Here is an 18,436-nt window from a genome sequence, read left to right on the forward strand (position 1 = left end):
GTTGTAGTTTATCCTAGTATAATTTATACTACGTTGAGAAGGGAGTTATAAGATGAATCAAGAAACCCGACTTCAAGCACTGTCAGAATTTCTAAAAACGCAACGGTCTAAAATAAATCCGCAAATGGTTGGATTACCAGTTGGAAACCGTAGAAGAACGCCGGGCCTCCGTAGAGAAGAGGTTGCCGGGTTAGCAGGGGTAAGTACAACATGGTATACATGGCTAGAACAAGGAAGAGATATAACAGTTTCTAATTCTGTATTAGATGCTATTTCAGATGCATTACAATTAAATAAGGATGAGCGAAATTATTTATATGCACTTGCATTACCGGAAGCTGAAAAACGCTCATTTTCAAATGAAGAAGAAACAGTCATTAGTCCAGCCTTGACTAAAATATTAATTGAACTTCGGAACTGTCCGATCATTATTTCAGATCGAAGGTGCCATATCGTTGGATGGAATCCAGCAGCAGCTCACGTATTTTTAGATTTCGAACAAATTCCAAAAGAGGAACGAAATCTTATTCATTTACTGTTCTCTAGAAAAGAATTTAAAAGTTTAGCAGTGAATTGGGAGCATTTTGTGAAAGGCTTTTTAGCTATTTTTCGAACTTATTACGGACAATATATGGGAGATCAATGGTACACTTCGTTTATTTATGAAATGGAACAAAATTACCCTGAATTTCATGAACTCTGGAATGAGAGCGAAGTAAGTTCGGCCCCAGATGTTTTAATTGAATTTCGACACGCAAAAGCAGGAAAAATGCTCTTTAATTTAACTTCATTACAAGTACAAGGTAACATTGATTTAAGATGTAGTGTTTACACCCCTGTTGAAAATACCAATACAGAATCTAAGTTAAGAAAACTGATGAATAATGAGTAGATTTTCTTCTTTTTATATACTCATGGAGTTCTTATGAGGTACTTAATTTCTTATTTTCGCCTTTTTACTTACTCATGAAGCTCTTATGAGGTACTAAATTTCGTATTTTCGCCTTTTTACTTACTCATGAAGCACTTATGAGGTACTACTTTTCGTATTTTTTTCTTTTTACCTTACTCATGAAGCTCTAATGTGGTAAAATTTCACGTAATTAAACTAGTCTAAATTCAAAAAAAATCCCGATTACTCATAAGAGCAATCAGGATTTTTTGTTTTGCTAATGCTTATACATATTATTTAACTAAAGAAAACTGAGTTAATTTAAATGAATCAACATTTATTAACTTGTTTGTTGCGGCACTAGATTTTGTACCAGTAGCAACAATCTTAATAGTGTGAGCTTTATTTGCTAGATTTTGTATATCGAATACATTTACTTTATATTTACGGCTTGAAGAGTAAAGGTCAATTTGCTTTATTTTTTTGCCATCAATATAAATATCTGCTCTACCCATATTCTTATCTTTTAAAGCATTTACAGTTATACCCGTACCACTAAAATTGTATTGAAGCGATCCAGTTGATCCTTTTGTTTGATTTATCGTGCCACCAGAAGCGCTCGTATAATTTAACTTACTCCAGTTTCCTGAGTATTTAACATTAGAATCATTGTTCTCTACTGATTTTGTTGTTTGCACTGAAATATTAATACTATATTGGCCAGAGCCTTTTACAGCAGAAGGAACGATATAGTACATACCAGTTTTTGTTGGTTTAAAGACAATTTTTTCAGTAGACGTTGTACTAGCAGACTTTTTCAATTCATTCGTACCATAAATAGTTGATGTACCAATGTTGTATAATGAAAGATCAAAGTTTGCATTAGTCGGACCAGTTAACGTAATTTCATATGTTTTGCCTGCTTCTAAGTTTTTAGCCCAAACATCTTTAAAGTCTTTTGCGTCAGTATTAAGACTGCCTTTTGCAGTACCTGATATATATATTCTTCCTTTAATATCATCATCGTTTACGTAACTAATTGATGTTGAATAAGGTGTCTCAGTTTTATCCTGTGTATTAATTACCACAACATAGTTGTACGTTTTTCCAGGTGACATAGCAGTTGTATCTGTAAATGTCGTTGTTGTAATAGGTGTTTTATTTATTTGTACATAATCAGTTTGTGACGACTCTTTTCGATAAATATTATATGATTCTGCCCATTTAGGAGCAGTCCATGAAATTACTGGATATTTCTTTGCAGTATCAAATGATGTTTTTAATGAAATAGGATTATCTTTAACAATAAATTTATCCAAATTGATTCCTGTAGCAGATTTTCTTGCCATTGGATCACTTTTACCAGTCCAAACAATTCTGATAGAGTGATTGCCATAAGTTGTAAAATCATATTTTAATAAACTTTGATTTGATTTCAACGTACTATTATAAAGCGATAGAGATGGGATCTTATTGCCGTCTATATATACATCGGCAATTCCTTGTGTTGCATCTTTAAAACCTTGCCATTCAATGCTAGATCCAACAAATGAGAAATTAACTTCACCTCTAGAATTAAGTACTCCTGCCATTTCTTCAGAGAATTGCGGATTAATTACTGCATTCCATTCTCCATCTAACGTCACTGCGTCAGAATCATCTTCATACGATCCACCGAAATTTCCAGAATAAAGTTTGTAGTTTCCTGAACCACTGTAATCGTAGACATTTACAAAATAGATTCCAGTTCTAGGAGCGATAAAGTTAATCTTTTCTTTGGATGAATTTATGTTCTCTGAGTACGCAACCATACCATTCTTATTATTTACACTAGATGAGGATTCATTATAAACATACAAGTCAAAATCGCTTCCTGTTTGCCCGTTTAATGAGAATGTAATGCCTTGGCCTTCTTTTAATGATATTGCATAAACATCGTTTTTGTCTTTTGTAGAATCTAGACTTCCATTTAGTACACTTTTATCTAATGGAATACCTGGTGTATCATTGTCATCAAAGTTATCTAGAGTTGATGATTTAACAATATTTCCAGTGCCTACTAGACCTTTTAGTGAATCTAATTTCGTTCCTTTTGCACTTGTATATAGCTTAAGCATCTCAGGTGACATGTTTGGATGTAAACCTAGTAAAATAGCAGCCGCACCCGTAGTATGTGGAGTTGCCATAGATGTTCCACTATAATAATCATATGCTTGGGTATAATCAGAAACATATTTAGAATTAATGACTGTTTTTGGATCATTCGATGTTACATAATCAGCGATGTAGTATGGTAAATCATATCGGTTTACATCAAATTTAGTATCTTGATAGATTCCACCAGTACCTTCAACATTTAAACTTGGACCCATGTCTGAATAAACATTTAAATGTAAAGTATCTTTTACAAGCGATGATTTCTCTTGTCCACCAAGTACGTTCACACCAGATAATAATAACTTACCGCCATTAGTAAGATAATTTTTTAGTAATTCTGTATCTGATTTTGTTAAAGTAGTACCCTCTTCAGAGTTAATTCCAATACCGTTCCCTGTAAACCAAACTACAGCATCGTATTGTGATAAATCTGTACTGTTCATTGATAAAGAAGAATCAGAACTGATTGTAACCGTATTTACCGAAGAATACTTAGACAACAGTTTTTGATATGTCGGTAAATAGTTTTTAAAGATTTTAGCAAGTTCAGGAATAAAATCTTTTAACAAGTCTGCAAGATCATTTTCATCATCTTGAACTAGTAAAATTTTCTTATTCGTATCCGTTAAATCTAAATAACTTAATGCTTTATCAAAAGCATCCTGTCTTTGTTTTTCAGATATCTTTTCATATCCAATGCCATCAAAGATCGCTTTGTAATTGTCTCCAGCAATTTGAGCTGATGCTCCAGCTTGATCAATTTTTAATGCTTTTGTAATTTCATCGATTGGGTATTTAGGGACTGAACTCATAATGTCAACTCCAGGAGCAGCAACATCTACAGATTCAGCGCCATAATTTGAGAATGGTGCTAAATTTCCTTTATTATCAACTGCAGCAACGGATAATATATTAGAACTTTCAAAACTAGCAGGATAAGAGCCTTCTTCATCATTATCCATTCCGTCATTACCCGCAGCAGCTACAAATAAGCTATTTGAATTTGCAATTGCTTCTTCAAGTAATGGATCGTATTCTCCGCCACCCCAGCTGTTATTTGTGATTTTTACGCCCATACTTTTAGCGTATTCGATTGCTTCGATCGCATCTGCTGATGTTCCTCCATCAGGACCGATGAACTTTAATGGTAAAATCTTTACGTTAGGAGCAACACCTACTACACCTTTATTATCTGATAGATTTGGACCTTCTAGTGCTGCGGCAATTGTTCCAGATACATGAGTACCATGTTCATCTCCATCAAGTGCATCGTAAACAGTGTTATCATCGTTATAAAAATCCCAGCCATTTACATCATCAACATAACCATTATGGTCATCATCAATTTTATTATTAGGAATTTCTTTAGTATTTTTCCAAATTTTTCCTGCTAAATCCGGATGATTAATATCCACGCCTGTATCGATTACACCAACTACTACTTGCGCTTCAGGTTTTGCAAGTTTTGAACTAAAATTAGTCCAGCTTTCAGGTGCGTCTATATCAATATCTTCTTTTCCTACACTATCATTGACCGTTTGTCCTTTATTATTAAGTCCCCATAATTGTTCATAATAGTCATTCGCATTATTGAAGTCAGAAGCGTAATATTTGTAGTTCGGTTGTACAGATTCAACATTTGGATCCTTTTTTAGTTTCGTTATGTATTCTGAAGTACTTTCGCCTGTTGGAATTTTTACTAACTCAGCATTTAAACTCTTTAATTTCTTAGAAGACTTTAAAGAATATTTTTTCTGTAGTGTAGTGATTTCCCCAGTAGTCACTTTCTTTTTATATTTAACGATTAATTCACCTGTTTGTTCATTATGTTTCGTTACTGATTGTTTATTTTTTAATTTATCTCTTAATTTTGTTTCAATTTTAGATTCTGCCTTTTTAGGGAGTACTTTACCACTTGCTTTTTGCACTTCCTTCATTTGGCTTTTTCTAAGGTTTTTACCAGAGTTTGTCTGATTAGCTACTGTACTATTAGCTCCTGTTACTGAAGCAGCTTGAACTGTTCCAGAATAAATACTTGAAAATAACAGGATTGTTGATACAGGTAAAGCTAAATAATTTTTTTTCTTCATTGTTGAGCCCCTTTTTTAATAGATTCAAAGATTATTAACTAGACAAACATATGTAACAACTAAACATTAATCCATTCATTTAAATGTAAGATTAGAATTATTTAATGAATGAAAACAAATGGATTAAACTTATATGTAGTTACATCATTTACAAATCAAAACTATCAAACCCCTCCTTTCTCTTGGAATTATTTTCTAGTAAACACTCAATAATACCTTTTAGATTACTCAAAAATAGAACTTTTGGATTTGATAATATGAATTTCCGAGGATTTTCAAGGTCTATTTACCTGTAACGTAATTAACAAAACAAGCGTTTTTACTCACTATTAATAAAAAGAGATATAATTGTTACAAATTCTTATTAATTGTAAGGTATTTAAAACAAAATTAATATACAATTAATTGTTTTTTAAGAAAAATAGTAAAATTTTCCTTATCCCTATTTTTTCCATAATTGTTTAAACAAAAAATTAGGGTAAAAACTAACCAATCAACAAAAATATAATTCAAATTTTACATACATCATAATTTAGAGTAAATTGGGGGATTTAAGCATGAATGAAAGAACATAAAAAAGGGCATTTCACTTAAAAATATTGTCATTTAAACGATATTTAAAGAGAATCCCAAGTTAATTTGAGGAAATATCAATTCGTTTTATTAAAAAAACATAAATTTTTTATATTGATTTTTTTTATAATTGGGGAAATTAATAGATTAAATGTTTATTTTGTGATGCAACTAAAATTATATGTCGAAATGTATTTTTTAATTCTTTGTTATAAAATAAAAAAGAGGTAGCAAAAAAGCAAACCTCTTCAAAAAAGTACTTTTAAATACAAAATAAAAAGAGCCTCCAAAAATTTGGAGACTCCCACTTTTTAATATTGATCACTAAACATTCGTTGATCCAAAATAGAATGAAAAAATGTTTCAATTTCTTTGATATCTTCAGCTGCAATGCCGAGCTTTTGATCCCAGTGTTCTGGATGGTCAATGTCTTCTCTGCAAAGTAATACCATTCTTCCACTTTGAATAGAGACAACCATTGCTTTACCTAGAAATTTTCCCGAAAAGATAACAGCAAAGTCGTAGCGATGGCTACCTGCAGCGATACAGTAATAATGAATGTTTTGGTTTTCCTTCTCTTCCGATATAATGTAGAAATTCATCCCTACCACTCCTTTTTTTTACCATAGTTTTTACTTTGAGCATCTTACACTTAAATCGAATGATTGCATCGATTATTAAATAGAAAGAGAGTATAAACTCCCTTTCTTATTAATTAGCTAAAATATGCCAATTTTCCTTTATTTTTATTGTTAAAATTTTGTGATAAATTAAAAATTATGTCGTAATGCATCTAATTATTTTCAAACTAATGTAAATTTGAACTTTTTTTAGATATTAAAATTATTTTCTATTAAAAAAAGATAAACAGTAAACTGTCTATCTTAAATTAAACAAAATGTTTATTTTACTAAATTAGCTTTGTGCAACCTTCTTTTGCAAATTCTTCTTCTAAGATTGCCAAACAAACATGATCATACCACTGATCTCTAATTTTTAAGTTTTTTCGATAATATCCTTCCTTCACAAATCCAACCTTTTCAAGGACGCGTAAAGACCCTAAGTTTTCTGGATTAACTTCTGAAGTCACTCGGTGGAACTTCAAATCTTCAAATGCAATTTTCAAAGCAAGTTTCAAAGCTTTCGTCATATATCCTTGGCCGTTAAATTTTTCCCCAATATGGTAACCAACCATACAACTTTGTTTAGGTCCTCGTGTAACAAAAATGAACTGTACTTCGCCAATTAAAGTAAATTCATTGTCTTCTTTAACAAAGATCGCAAAATCATATCTATTATCTTCTGCACTTTTTTCCATAAACTCTTTAATACTATTCATTTGTCCTTCAACTGTATAAAATTCCTCTTTCCTTAATGTAGGAGACCATTTTTCAAAGTGTTCTTTATTTTCTACATGTAATTGTAACTTAGCCTCTGCATCCTCAAATGTATATGGGCGTACTATAACTTCTTTCAAATTAACCCCTCCAATAAACTTTTCTATCTCTACTATTCGTTATCCATCTACTCATTAATAACAGCTGATTTATTTATACGGAAAATTGTTAATAATGAAATTTTACCATAAAATTTTACAAAAATGCTATTTCTTAAACATTTATGGACAAATTAAAAAGGGGTGATTTGATGGAAGTAAAACCGCTGTTAGAAGTTGAAAAGTTAGCCTTAAAGAAACAAAAAATATTTGACCAAAGCCATCTCCGCTACGTATTAAGAAGTATGCTTGCAAGTATGTTTATTGGTTTTGGGGTAATGGTAGCTTTTAAAACAGGGAACGGCTTTTTCTTAGTGAATTCTCCTGTTGCTTACCCAATTGCCGCATTAACATTTGGAGCAGCTATTGTGTTGATTTGGTATGGAGGTGGAGATCTCTTTACTGGGAATACATTTTATTACACTTATGCTGCATTGAGAGATAAAATGAAATGGCCTAAAGTCTTTGAGCTCCTGGTATATAGTTATGTAGGAAATGTATTAGGCGCATGTCTTTTTGCTTTTATCATTTATACTACTGGACTTTTTGATGCTCCTGACTCAAGTGCGTTTCTATTATCAGTTGTCGAACATAAAATAGATAATTCTATTTTTCATTTATTCGCAAGGGGGATCTTGTGTAATTGGCTCGTGTGTCTTGCCTTTTTCATACCAATGTCTTTTGGTGAAACTGAAAATCTAACAAAAATTACTGCGATGATGTTATTTGTATTTTGTTTCTTTATGTCCGGTTACGAGCATAGTATTGCCAATATGTGCTCCTTTGCAATAGCACTTGTAATTGATCATCCTACCACTATTTCTGTATCAGGAATTATTCGAAATCTAATTCCTGTAACAATTGGAAATCTTATTGGTGGAGAATTTATGATGGCAGTTATGTACTATTTTGCGAACAAACCATTTTTTGATGAAGAAGTAAATTCTAAATAAGACTTAGTTAGAAACTATCCAAGTTTTTTTTATAGTCTCATTAGAAAAGTACGCTGATTACTCAGCGTACTTTTTACTTTTTTCTTAATATGCTCTTTCATAAGGTTTTGGAGTCAAAGGTTTTCCATCAAGAAGGATTGAAGCTTCATTAGCCCAATAAGGATTGCTTAGCATACCACGACCAACAGCGATTAAATCCGCTTCTTGATTGCCAAGTACAGCTTCTGCAAGATTTGCATCATCTAATTTCCCAACTGCAATGACAGGGATTTCTACTTCTTTCTTAATTTGTTCAGCTAATTTGACTTGATATCCAGGATGAGATCCAGGTCTACCTCCTGAACCGATTGGACCTTCACCACCGGATGAAATGTGGAAGATATCCACACCTGCATCACGGAATGCTTTAGCCATTTCGACAGAATAATCTAGTCCATAGCCTCCATCCACGTATTCTAACGCAGAAATTCGCATAATAAGTGGCATGTCAGCTGGCATTACACTTTTAGCTGCTTTAATCACTTCTTTTCCAAATAAAAATTTATCCTGTCCATATTCATCTGTTCTTTGATTCGTATAAGAAGATGCGAATTGGTGAATAAGATAGCCATGAGCACCATGAAGCTCAATCGTATCTACACCAGCAAGAACTGCACGCTCTACACCTTTTTTGAACTTTTCAACCATTTCTTTTACTTCTAAAGTTGTTAACTCATGTGGAGTTTTTGAATTCTCGTTAAAAGCGTTTGGTGAAGAGGACACTGGAATTGGAGCATCTTCAGCTTTACGTCCTGCATGAGCAATTTGAATCGCAACTTTTGCACCATATTTATGACATTCATCGATAATTCGCTTAAATGCCGGTATATGGTCATCACTCCAAATTCCTAGGCAATAATCTGAAATGCGGCCTCGATCTTCAACGTTTGTCATTTCTATAATGATTAAACCCGTACCTCCGATTGCACGACTTGTATAATGAACGAAATGCCAATCTGTTGGAATCCCATCTTTTAAATGGACCGAATATTGACACATAGGGGGCATTACAACACGATTTTTTAATTCTAATCCTTTGTATTTGAATGGTTTGAATAAATTAGACATAGTCAACGTCCTCTCACAAACTTTATATTTAAGCTACAATCCCATATTATCCCAATCATTTTAAAAATTCTATTTAATTGCTCAGTTCACTCATTTATCTTACCCAAGAAATAAAATATAAAAAGTAGAAAGCAATATGCCTTCTACTTTTTTAGTATTCAATCATTTCAAAAATTCCAAATCGTTTTATAAGCTTGCTTCCATGAAAAGAAAGTCACAATAATTAGCAAGACTAAATAAATCATTACACCAAATGGAATAAATGTTACCCCCCAATGAATTAATGCCAATATGCCCCCTAATATTAAAGCAACCATTATTTTGAGACCGGAATTTTGAGTGGCATCCTCAAATGACTCTGAAAATGGTAGCGATCCCTTAAGATAATTTGAGCAAATAACTGTATATAAAATTGAGCTTATAAAAACTACTAATAGATCAGGAATTATTTTTATACCAAAGATTCCGATAAAAATTATACTTAAAATAAAATAGACCGGAAAATATAGATTTGCGATAAATACTTTTAATGTTGCGCTATATAATGGTGCTAGGTTTGATACAGGAGCCGTTTTGTAGATCCAGGCTCCTTTATATTTCCCGGAATATTTTAACATTGCAATCGCATTAGGGATAATTAAACAAGACATATAAATCGTTAGAAAACTCTTACTTGATACGATATGATGGTAGGAAGAAATTTGTAATTGATTGAATAAGAAAACAAATGGGAGAACGATGGATAATCCTAATGACGGATAAACCTTTAGTCGGAATTCCCTCTCGTTTCGTATCATATTATCTGCAAATCTAAAAAATACTTTTTCTTCATTATTTTTACAAATTACATTAGCTAGCCAATTTTTCCACTTACTGTCTTTTTTTCTATTTAAGCCGCTATTATTTGATAATTTTTGAAGATTTTTCTCAAAGGATGGGATCAATAAACTGTAAAACATGATTGCAATAATAGGGATTATTACTGCTAAAATAGAAAATCCAATAAGATAAGTACTTGTATTACGATTTAAAATCAGCTCAAATGGTGCCCCAAACCAAATAGGTGGAATCAGAAAATGGTACCAATTTGGCGAAAATGACATATCTAGATTTACAAAGCTAAATGCTCTACCAACAAGTTGATAACCAACAGCAATTGAAATTGATAGCCCGATTTGAACGTAATTGATAATATCTTTTAACTTTTCACCATCAAAAAATCTTAAAATAATATAATAAATAATTGAAGTTAAAACAACTATAAATAAATTGACTAGAAGAAGCTCTACAATCGCTAAAATTAAAAATAAAAAACCGTGTCTAAATGTCCCAACTATTACTGGCAATGCTGTAATAGATGTAGTTATTAATAAAAGATAGATCGATATATGTACCATTTTAGCAGCAGTAATCGTCTTTTTTCCGATCGGTTTCGTATGAAGAATCCCCTTGTCTTTCACATCAAGTAAGACATTTGAAAAATCTGAGATCATTGATGTCATGATGAGGAACATAATAATGCCAAAAAAAGCGCTCATTTCATATACATAACTTTTTCCAAAAAGCACTAAAGGTATGAGCATTAGACTAAGTAAAGCATACATTCCTAAAGATTTTGTAACTCCATTTTCTTCGTCTTTTTTTGTTTTCTTGTTATTTTGATTAAAAATGGTCGGTGTCCTACGACTATCCATTGTTAATTTAACTGCTAAAATTTTACGCATGATTGGATAATCAACACCAAATAGTTCAAAAAGCGGTCGAAAAAAGTCTAAGATTTTTAACGTAGGGAAATCCTTCACAGTTATCCCCCTTTTACAATGGATACGAATTCCTCAGCTAAAGCTTGATGTTCATTAAATCCTGTAAGCTGATTGAAAATTTGTTCCAATGATCCTTCTTCATTTTGCTCCTTTAATTCTTTAAAACTACCATCTGCAACGATTTTGCCATCATTAATCAAAATAATTCGATTACTTATTTTCTCTACTACGTCCATAATATGTGATGAATAAAAGATCGTTTTTCCATTAGCTGCGAGAATGTCTAGTATTTCTTTAAATACCATTACACTATTTGCATCAAGTCCACTAAGTGGCTCATCCAAAAATAATAGGTCAGGATTATGTATTAAACTTGAAATGATTAGGACTTTTTGCCTCATCCCTTTTGAAAAAGAAGCAATTCGCGATAAATAAACTTCCTCCAAACCAAATACCTTCATTAACTTCATAGCCTTCTCATCAGCTTCATCAAAATCCATTCCGTATAACTCGCCAACGAATGTTAAATACTCTCTGGCTGTTAGATTATCGTATAGTTCGGCAATTTCAGGAACATACCCAATATTCTTCTTATATTCAACATTCTGATCTGAAATTTCCTCTCCAAAAATCTCAACCTTCCCAGAGTAATTCCCTTCTAGTCCTAATAAAATTTTGATAGTCGTGCTTTTACCTGCTCCGTTTGGACCAATATAACCAATAATTTGTCCACGATGAACTGTTAAATCAATCCCTTTTAAAACCGATTTTGCACCATAATCCTTTTTTAAATCCTTCAAGCACAATACGACTTCGTGTTTTGTCTCGATGATGATCACCTACTTTTTATTTAATAATTCAATTTTAATAGACTATTAATCTTGTTGTAAGAGCAAGAATTACCATATTTTAGGAATTTTTTTACAATAACAGAAGAATTTTTTGTCTGTTTTAATTTAAAAATGGAGTTTTAGAAAAGTTAATTCAAGTCAATATAAAAAGCATCGATCTATAAAATCGATGCTCTTTTGTAAATTTGTATTAAATCATTCAGTTAAAATAATTAGCATTGTATTTAAACGATCTGAAGTGGTGATTTTCCAATCAGTGGAGACTTGTTTCCAGAGTAAAGTACGATCAAATTGTGTAGTGCTCGAGTACATCCAACATAAAGTAATTTAGCGTCTTGTTTCGTTTCTTCGTAGTGTTCATCATCTACATCGACAAGTAGTACTGCATCAAATTCAAGTCCTTTAGAAAGATACACCGGTACTACCGAAATGCCCCCTTCATATTTTCTCTGTTTTGAATGAATAAAGGATACTTCTTCACCAGCTGCAGATAATTCACTGTGTAAAATTGCACACTCATCCTCAGTCCGACCAATAATTGCAATTGTATCCATTTTATCCTTTTTTAATTGACGGATGGAATTAATGATTATTTCAATCTGATTTGAGTGATCTACTTCTTGTATTTTAACTTTTTCCCCACTTCGAAATACTGGATTTGCTAAGCTAACAGGTATATTTGCCTTTTTTATAATCTCATTCGCAAACTGAATGATTTCCATTGTGGAACGATAGCTTCTATTTAACTCGTAATAGGTTACTTCTTTTGCATTGAATACCTCTAAAAACTCATCCCAATTATTAATACCTTGATACTCGTGAATGGCTTGGGATAAATCTCCGAGAATCGTGAACGAATTTCTAAGCGTCATCTGCTTTAATAGTGCAATTTGGAAAGGTGAAAAATCTTGCGCTTCGTCAACGATTACATGATGGAACTTTTGCTGTGACTCAATTCCAAAAAGACGATTGTGAATATAGACTAGCGGAGCCAAATCCTCCTGATCCATCTCTTTCTTTTTACAATTTAAAGATGTTGATTTAATAATATCTGCTGGTATTTCGTCTACAATAGAAGCACCCTTTGTTGTAGTGAATAGAGATTTATAGAAAGAAAGTGCAGTATGCTTTGGCCATTGTTTCATATAAGAATTTAAATATTGAATAGCTTTTTTCTTTTTCTCTTTTCTTATATTTGTTTCTTCTATAATCTTTAGCTCATTATCAATCCATTTCTTGAGCCTTGCAACAATTCGTTCTCTCCGTTTAGCAAGTGGATAATGTTTATATTCAATACTAAACCAATGTTTAAGTGTTTCTTTATCAATCATTCTTTTTTTCCAAGGTTTGAAATCTTTCTCAGGAACAGCTGAGGCTTCATACATATCCATACATCGATCAATATATGACATAAAATGAGTTGAACCTTTCCATTTACCTGGACTATATTGATTGATTTCAAGACGATTAGCACCAATTGCGAACCATTTGTTTAAGTTTTCTGACGAATCCTTTAATTTTACATCATGGTCGAGAGTATTTAATGCCCAATCTGAAAATGTTGTCTGTTGGATGCCACCTACTCCTAACTCTGGAAGAACGTTAGAAATATAATCTAGAAACATATTATTAGGTGCAAAAATAATCATTTTATCTGCCCTTAATGTTTCACGGTATTGGTAAATCAGAAATGCAAGTCGATGAAGAGCAACAGTTGTTTTTCCGCTTCCTGCTACTCCTTGAATGACTAAAGGTGTATTTTTGGATGAACGAATAATATCATTTTGTTCAGATTGAATAGTAGAGACAATATCCTTCAAGCGATTATCTTTGTTTTCACTTAATCGATATAGAAGAAAATCATCAGTAGTTGATACATCTTGATCGCCTTTTACATATGTATCTACAACGCGTTGGAGATTTTTTTTGCGGATTACTATATTTCGTTTTAAATAGATAATACCTTCGATAATACCTTCAGGCGATTCGTAATAAGCAGGATCGTCCCCTCCAGTAAACGAATAAAACATACTAGCAATTGGTGCACGCCAATCAATTATCAATGGATTTTCTGTAGCTTGTTCTGATATTCCTACTTTTCCTATGTAAACTGGTACCGAATCTTTATGCTCCTCTTGAAAATCCATACGACCAAAATAAGGTTCGTTTTTAGCTAAGCGAAGATTCCTTCGATTTGTTTCTCTTATTCCTTCTAGTACTTGTTCGGTTACATCACTTCCAGTGTAAACGGGAATCCCTTCAAGTTTCGTTAGTTGCCGTTCCATTTCAGATAAAATTGTGTTTAAATATTGAAGTTCTTCTTCGAATTGCTGTGTCGCCATTTTCTAACCTCCCTTTATGTAAATAAATAGCCGAATTTTCAGACGGAAAGCTATTGTATCAAGAATTTAATAATAAAGTAAAGACATTATTATTAAAAAATTATTTTTGATAATGGTTAAGCTTTTCTTGTTATATCAAATAAATTAAATATTATTACTATATGGAACTAGGAAAATGACTGTAGCTGAACAAAAGAAAAAAGAAACTATAATAAATTCAATAACAATTTTAAATTAAAAAAGATGAAAACTGTACAACACAGAAATCATCTTTCCATTACGGATTACTTCTTTTTCAAAATTATTTTTAAAAGAATCTTTCATTAAGTGATTTTCACTTGTTTTATTGTTTTGTTTATTTTGTGAAATTATATATCTTTTTACTTACATAGTTGTCCCTTTATCTACCAAGATAATTTTTACGTTTACATTAATTTTTGATTGTTGGTATGCACTAACCCAATCATCTTCTACTTTTTTCCATTCATGGTATTTAAATGACCTTGCGAATTGACCAAGACCAATAGGATCCAACTTTTCTTTTTGTAGTGATTTAATTAAATGATTAAGTTCTTTTTGTAATTCATGCTCAATTTCCTTTTTCAAATTTCCTTGTGATTCATCATTTAATAATATTGGGGATTCTGTTATTGATACCGGTAATTTAAGGTTTATATCAAATTGGTATTTTCCATCTTTATATTTCTTTTTTACATTCCTTTTTATATCCCTAACATAAAAACTGATTTTATCATTAGGGATGGTATTATTATTTTTGTTGTCTTGTTTATCCTTTAACCACATACTTATTTGTCCTGTATTTCTATCCGCTAATATTTTTATTAGCAATGTTTCTTTTAATGATAGGGACCTACTATATTGATTTTGATTGTTTAATAAAGTAGTACCACTTATTTCTAAAATATCATCCTTTAAAGTTAATTCAGGTGCAAAAGGTGTAATACCTTTTTCTGAATTCAAAGAGTAAAAATTTCGTAATGTAGTTCTTACTGAGACATTTCTAAAATTGGCTGTTTTTATTAACTGTGGAATAAAGACTGATAATCTTGGCTTATTTTTCGGACTAAATTCAAAAACATCTGAAACAGAACCGTTAATAACTAATATATCAGCATTAAGACGCATCTTTGGATCTCGGTAAAATACATCTAATAAAGAAAACCAGTCGTTACGTTCAATTATTTTTCTACCGATTAATATAGCCTGCAACTTACCACCTGCTGTAATACCAGTTGCTTTTGCATCAAAATAATCTCTGGCTTCTTTGAAAGATAAACTTTTCACTTTAAATTCTTCATTTTTTTCTTTCGCATCTTTACTAAAAACAGGGCTTGACATATAAATAGTAACATTCCCTTGTTCGTCTAAATCAATTCCGTATAAAAGCGCCATAGTAATGTCTTCAATATTAACTTTATCATTACAACCTGTTAATCCCATTAATATCATCAAACTTAATAAACAATGAGCAATTTTTTTCACTTTGATGTCACCCGAAATTTTTTTTATTTATTATTCCACCTATCCATAACAATATAGGTAGGCCTAAAATAACAATGAGCCCCAAATTAGAAAAAGTTTTCACTTGAAGATCAAAGAATTTAAAGGATGGAATGAAAAAAAATGAACTAATTATAATGAAACTAAAAATAGTCATTACAAAAAGCGGAAATCGTTTTATTTTAAATAACTCATAAAGTCCGTCCATACCTGCCCAAAAATAGGTAACCCATGTTTTTGAAATTACCATAAATAGTAAAGATAATAAAATTACATCCATTCGCTCTAAAAATTGAAATTCGATAATACTTAAAATATCAATAACAGGTGCAAAAATAGTTAATATCTCATATGGATTATAATTTAAAAAACAAATTATTGTTACAAATAAATAGGTAAACGAACTCATCACATTTGCTATAATAACTCCCTTCATTGCTTTTTCCTTCTTATCTAAAAATGGATAGATTACAAATATGATTTCGATTCCTAAAAATGACACAGTCGTTGTAGGAACAGATTTTATAATAGGCATCCAACCTTCTTTCAAAATAGGAATTAGATTTTTAAAGTTTGGAATTTTTAATGTCAGAAATAACATAAGTAAGAAAAATATAACTAATGGAAATATTGTTTCAATATATTTCGCAATTAAATGAATACCTCCAGTTACTAATTGAAAAGACGGAACCAAAAATAAGAACAATATAATATAAGCACTTGTATGTTGAAGTAAATATGATTGAACAAATAATACAGATAGCATTAAAACTAAAGATGCACCATATATGAAATAGATTGAGATTAAAAAAAGCATTATTTTTCCAACTATTTTTCCTAAATAAAAAGTAATAAATGAAGAAAAATTTTTGTGTGGAACTTTTTGACATAATTTTATATATAAAGTACTTAAAATTGTTGAAATTAAACCTCCAATTAAGATCGAAATCCAACTGCCTGCACCTGATTTTTCAGCTAATTCACGTGGTAGCGATAACATTCCAATACCTATTTGAACGCCAAAAATAATAAGAACAAATTGGTAGTATGTAATGTTCAATTTAGTGATATTCATTAATAATCACATCCAATATTCACTTAATCCTTTTTAATCGTTTTATTTTGATTTTTCCAAAGATAGTTTAAAGGAATTCGTATAAATGTATCCTTTAGTTGACTAAAAATAATTGGTGATAGGGGTGAAGAATATGCTGTATTGAAACTCTTTAATGATAGTACGTGAACAGTTAAGATCATTGTACTAATAACAAGTCCAAAAATGCCAAATAATGACGCCATCACCATTATAGGAAATCTTAAGATGCGTAAACTTGATGCCATTTCATATTTTGGAATAATAAACGAAGAAATAGCTGTTAATGCAACTACAATAACCATAATGTTACTTACAATACCTGCTTGAACTGCAGCTTGTCCAATTACAATCCCCCCTACTACCCCTACTGTTGTACTAATTGGCGCTGGTAATCTAATACCAGCTTCTCTAAGCATTTCTAATGTAATTTCCATAATAATTGCTTCAAATAGAGGATCAAAAGGGACCTGTGCACGTGATTCACCAATAGAAAAAAGTAATTTTAAAGGTACAACTTCAAAGTTAAACGAAACAATTGCAATATAAATTCCAGGTAAATAGAGCGTAATAAAGAAAGCTACAACTCTTAGAATTCGATTAAATGTAGCTACTAAAGATCTAGAAGAATAATCATCAATACTTGTAAAAAATGATATGAACTCAGAAGGTAAAATAATGACATCAGATGAACGATCTAATATTAGAACGACTTTTCCTTTTAATATTGCTGAAGCCGCTTCATCTGGCCTTTCAGTAGTTAATATTTGTGGAAATGGTGAGAATTGATTTCTCTCCATTAATTGAGCCAATTGATTTGCATTTAGTATAGAATCTACTTTTATTTCTGAAATTTTGTTTTCAATAGATAAAAGTAAATTATTTTCAACCACATTATCTAAATAAGCAATTGACACGATGCTTCTATTCTCATTTCCAATTTCTGTTTGCTTTGTTCGAAAATCTCGATTTTGAATAAATCTACGGAGCAATGCAATGTTATCTTGATACGTTTCAACAAAAGATATTCTTGAACCCTTCAGCGAATTATCGATAGTAGGTGGCATGAATGTCCTATGAGGTGGATTCTCTGTAGAATAAATAAAAGCAGATGAAACCCCATCTAAAAATAAAACGCTCTTACCCTCTAGTACAGATTTTTCGATTTTAGCAATTCGAATCGTACTTTCCGTATTATTATTTACGAATAACTCGAAATCTTTTTTTTGCGAAATTATATTATTAATAAATGAATCAATTTTTTGTTCATTTACTAGACCCGATAAATAAATTAAAAGTGCAGGCTTGCCATCAATCATTAGAATTTTTTTTACAAGGTCAGAAGTAGGAAAGATTGATTCGATGATTTCCAAGTTTTCATTGATATTTCCTTTGGGATTAATTGTGAAATTATGGACATTATTTTTCTTATTTTTTTCATTTCTTCCATTTAAATCAACCACTTACTATTTCATCCCTTCGCAAAAACTAAGAACTTTTATAGATAAATCATCCTACCATCTTCCACTCTAAAAATTATCTTGATTAGTATGCGCTTTTTTGTTTCTTTTCATTATTGTTTGTCAAAAAAAAGCGTAA

General features: G+C 31.3%; 12 protein-coding genes. 2 read left to right on the plus strand and 10 right to left on the minus strand.

The annotated features are described in order from the left end of the window. Positions 1–52: 52 nt before the first annotated feature. Entirely contained in the window at positions 53–892 is an 840-nt protein-coding gene (locus COE53_RS10120) for a helix-turn-helix transcriptional regulator (protein ID WP_098947986.1), read from the plus strand. Positions 893–1,185: 293 nt separating this feature from the next. On the opposite strand, the gene COE53_RS10125 is transcribed toward COE53_RS10120, so the two are convergent. From COE53_RS10125 to COE53_RS10135, 3 genes are all read right to left on the minus strand, one after another. After that, the gene (locus tag COE53_RS10125) at positions 1,186–5,139 is read right to left on the minus strand and encodes a S8 family serine peptidase (protein WP_069032225.1); all 3,954 of its coding nucleotides are present in this window, start codon (positions 5,137–5,139) and stop codon (positions 1,186–1,188) included. 884 nt (positions 5,140–6,023) lie between these two features. Then, complete coding sequence (locus COE53_RS10130) at positions 6,024–6,314, minus strand: SAV0927 family protein (protein ID WP_069032224.1); 291 nt, start codon at positions 6,312–6,314, stop codon at positions 6,024–6,026. A 308-nt stretch (positions 6,315–6,622) separates the two neighbouring features. Next, the gene (locus tag COE53_RS10135) at positions 6,623–7,189 is read right to left on the minus strand and encodes a GNAT family N-acetyltransferase (protein WP_069032223.1); all 567 of its coding nucleotides are present in this window, start codon (positions 7,187–7,189) and stop codon (positions 6,623–6,625) included. 170 nt (positions 7,190–7,359) lie between these two features. Between COE53_RS10135 and COE53_RS10140 the strand changes: the two genes are divergently transcribed. Beyond that, positions 7,360–8,160, plus strand: coding sequence for a formate/nitrite transporter family protein (locus COE53_RS10140; protein ID WP_069032222.1), 801 nt, complete (start codon positions 7,360–7,362; stop codon positions 8,158–8,160). 84 nt (positions 8,161–8,244) lie between these two features. Here COE53_RS10140 and COE53_RS10145 read toward each other — a convergent pair whose 3' ends face one another. The 7 genes from COE53_RS10145 to COE53_RS10175 all read right to left on the minus strand — a co-directional run bounded on the left by COE53_RS10145 (position 8,245) and on the right by COE53_RS10175 (position 18,300). Continuing rightward, positions 8,245–9,267, minus strand: a complete 1,023-nt coding sequence (locus COE53_RS10145) for an NADH:flavin oxidoreductase/NADH oxidase (RefSeq protein WP_069032221.1) — start codon at positions 9,265–9,267, stop codon at positions 8,245–8,247. A gap of 167 nt (positions 9,268–9,434) precedes the next feature. Beyond that, positions 9,435–11,069 carry a hypothetical protein gene (locus COE53_RS10150; RefSeq protein WP_098947987.1) on the minus strand — a complete coding sequence of 545 codons (1,635 nt, stop codon included), beginning with the start codon at positions 11,067–11,069 and terminating at the stop codon, positions 9,435–9,437. Between the two features lie 2 nt (positions 11,070–11,071). After that, positions 11,072–11,830 carry an ABC transporter ATP-binding protein gene (locus COE53_RS10155; RefSeq protein ID WP_254664525.1) on the minus strand — a complete coding sequence of 253 codons (759 nt, stop codon included), beginning with the start codon at positions 11,828–11,830 and terminating at the stop codon, positions 11,072–11,074. Positions 11,831–12,105: 275 nt separating this feature from the next. Then, complete coding sequence (locus tag COE53_RS10160) at positions 12,106–14,223, minus strand: HelD family protein (protein WP_069032219.1); 2,118 nt, start codon at positions 14,221–14,223, stop codon at positions 12,106–12,108. 384 nt (positions 14,224–14,607) lie between these two features. Next, the gene (locus COE53_RS10165; RefSeq protein WP_084006721.1) at positions 14,608–15,726 is read right to left on the minus strand and encodes a Ger(x)C family spore germination protein; all 1,119 of its coding nucleotides are present in this window, start codon (positions 15,724–15,726) and stop codon (positions 14,608–14,610) included. 7 nt (positions 15,727–15,733) lie between these two features. Further along, a complete protein-coding gene (locus tag COE53_RS10170) occupies positions 15,734–16,819 on the minus strand; it encodes a GerAB/ArcD/ProY family transporter (RefSeq protein ID WP_069032218.1) in 1,086 nt (361 codons plus the stop codon). 23 nt (positions 16,820–16,842) lie between these two features. Continuing rightward, on the minus strand, positions 16,843–18,300 hold the full coding sequence (locus COE53_RS10175; RefSeq protein WP_098947988.1) for a spore germination protein: 1,458 nt from the start codon (positions 18,298–18,300) through the stop codon (positions 16,843–16,845). Positions 18,301–18,436 lie beyond the last annotated feature (136 nt).

The sequence above is a fragment of the Bacillus sp. AFS029533 genome, assembly GCF_002585125.1.
Classification (GTDB): Bacteria; Bacillota; Bacilli; order Bacillales; family Bacillaceae_G; genus Gottfriedia; species Gottfriedia luciferensis_B.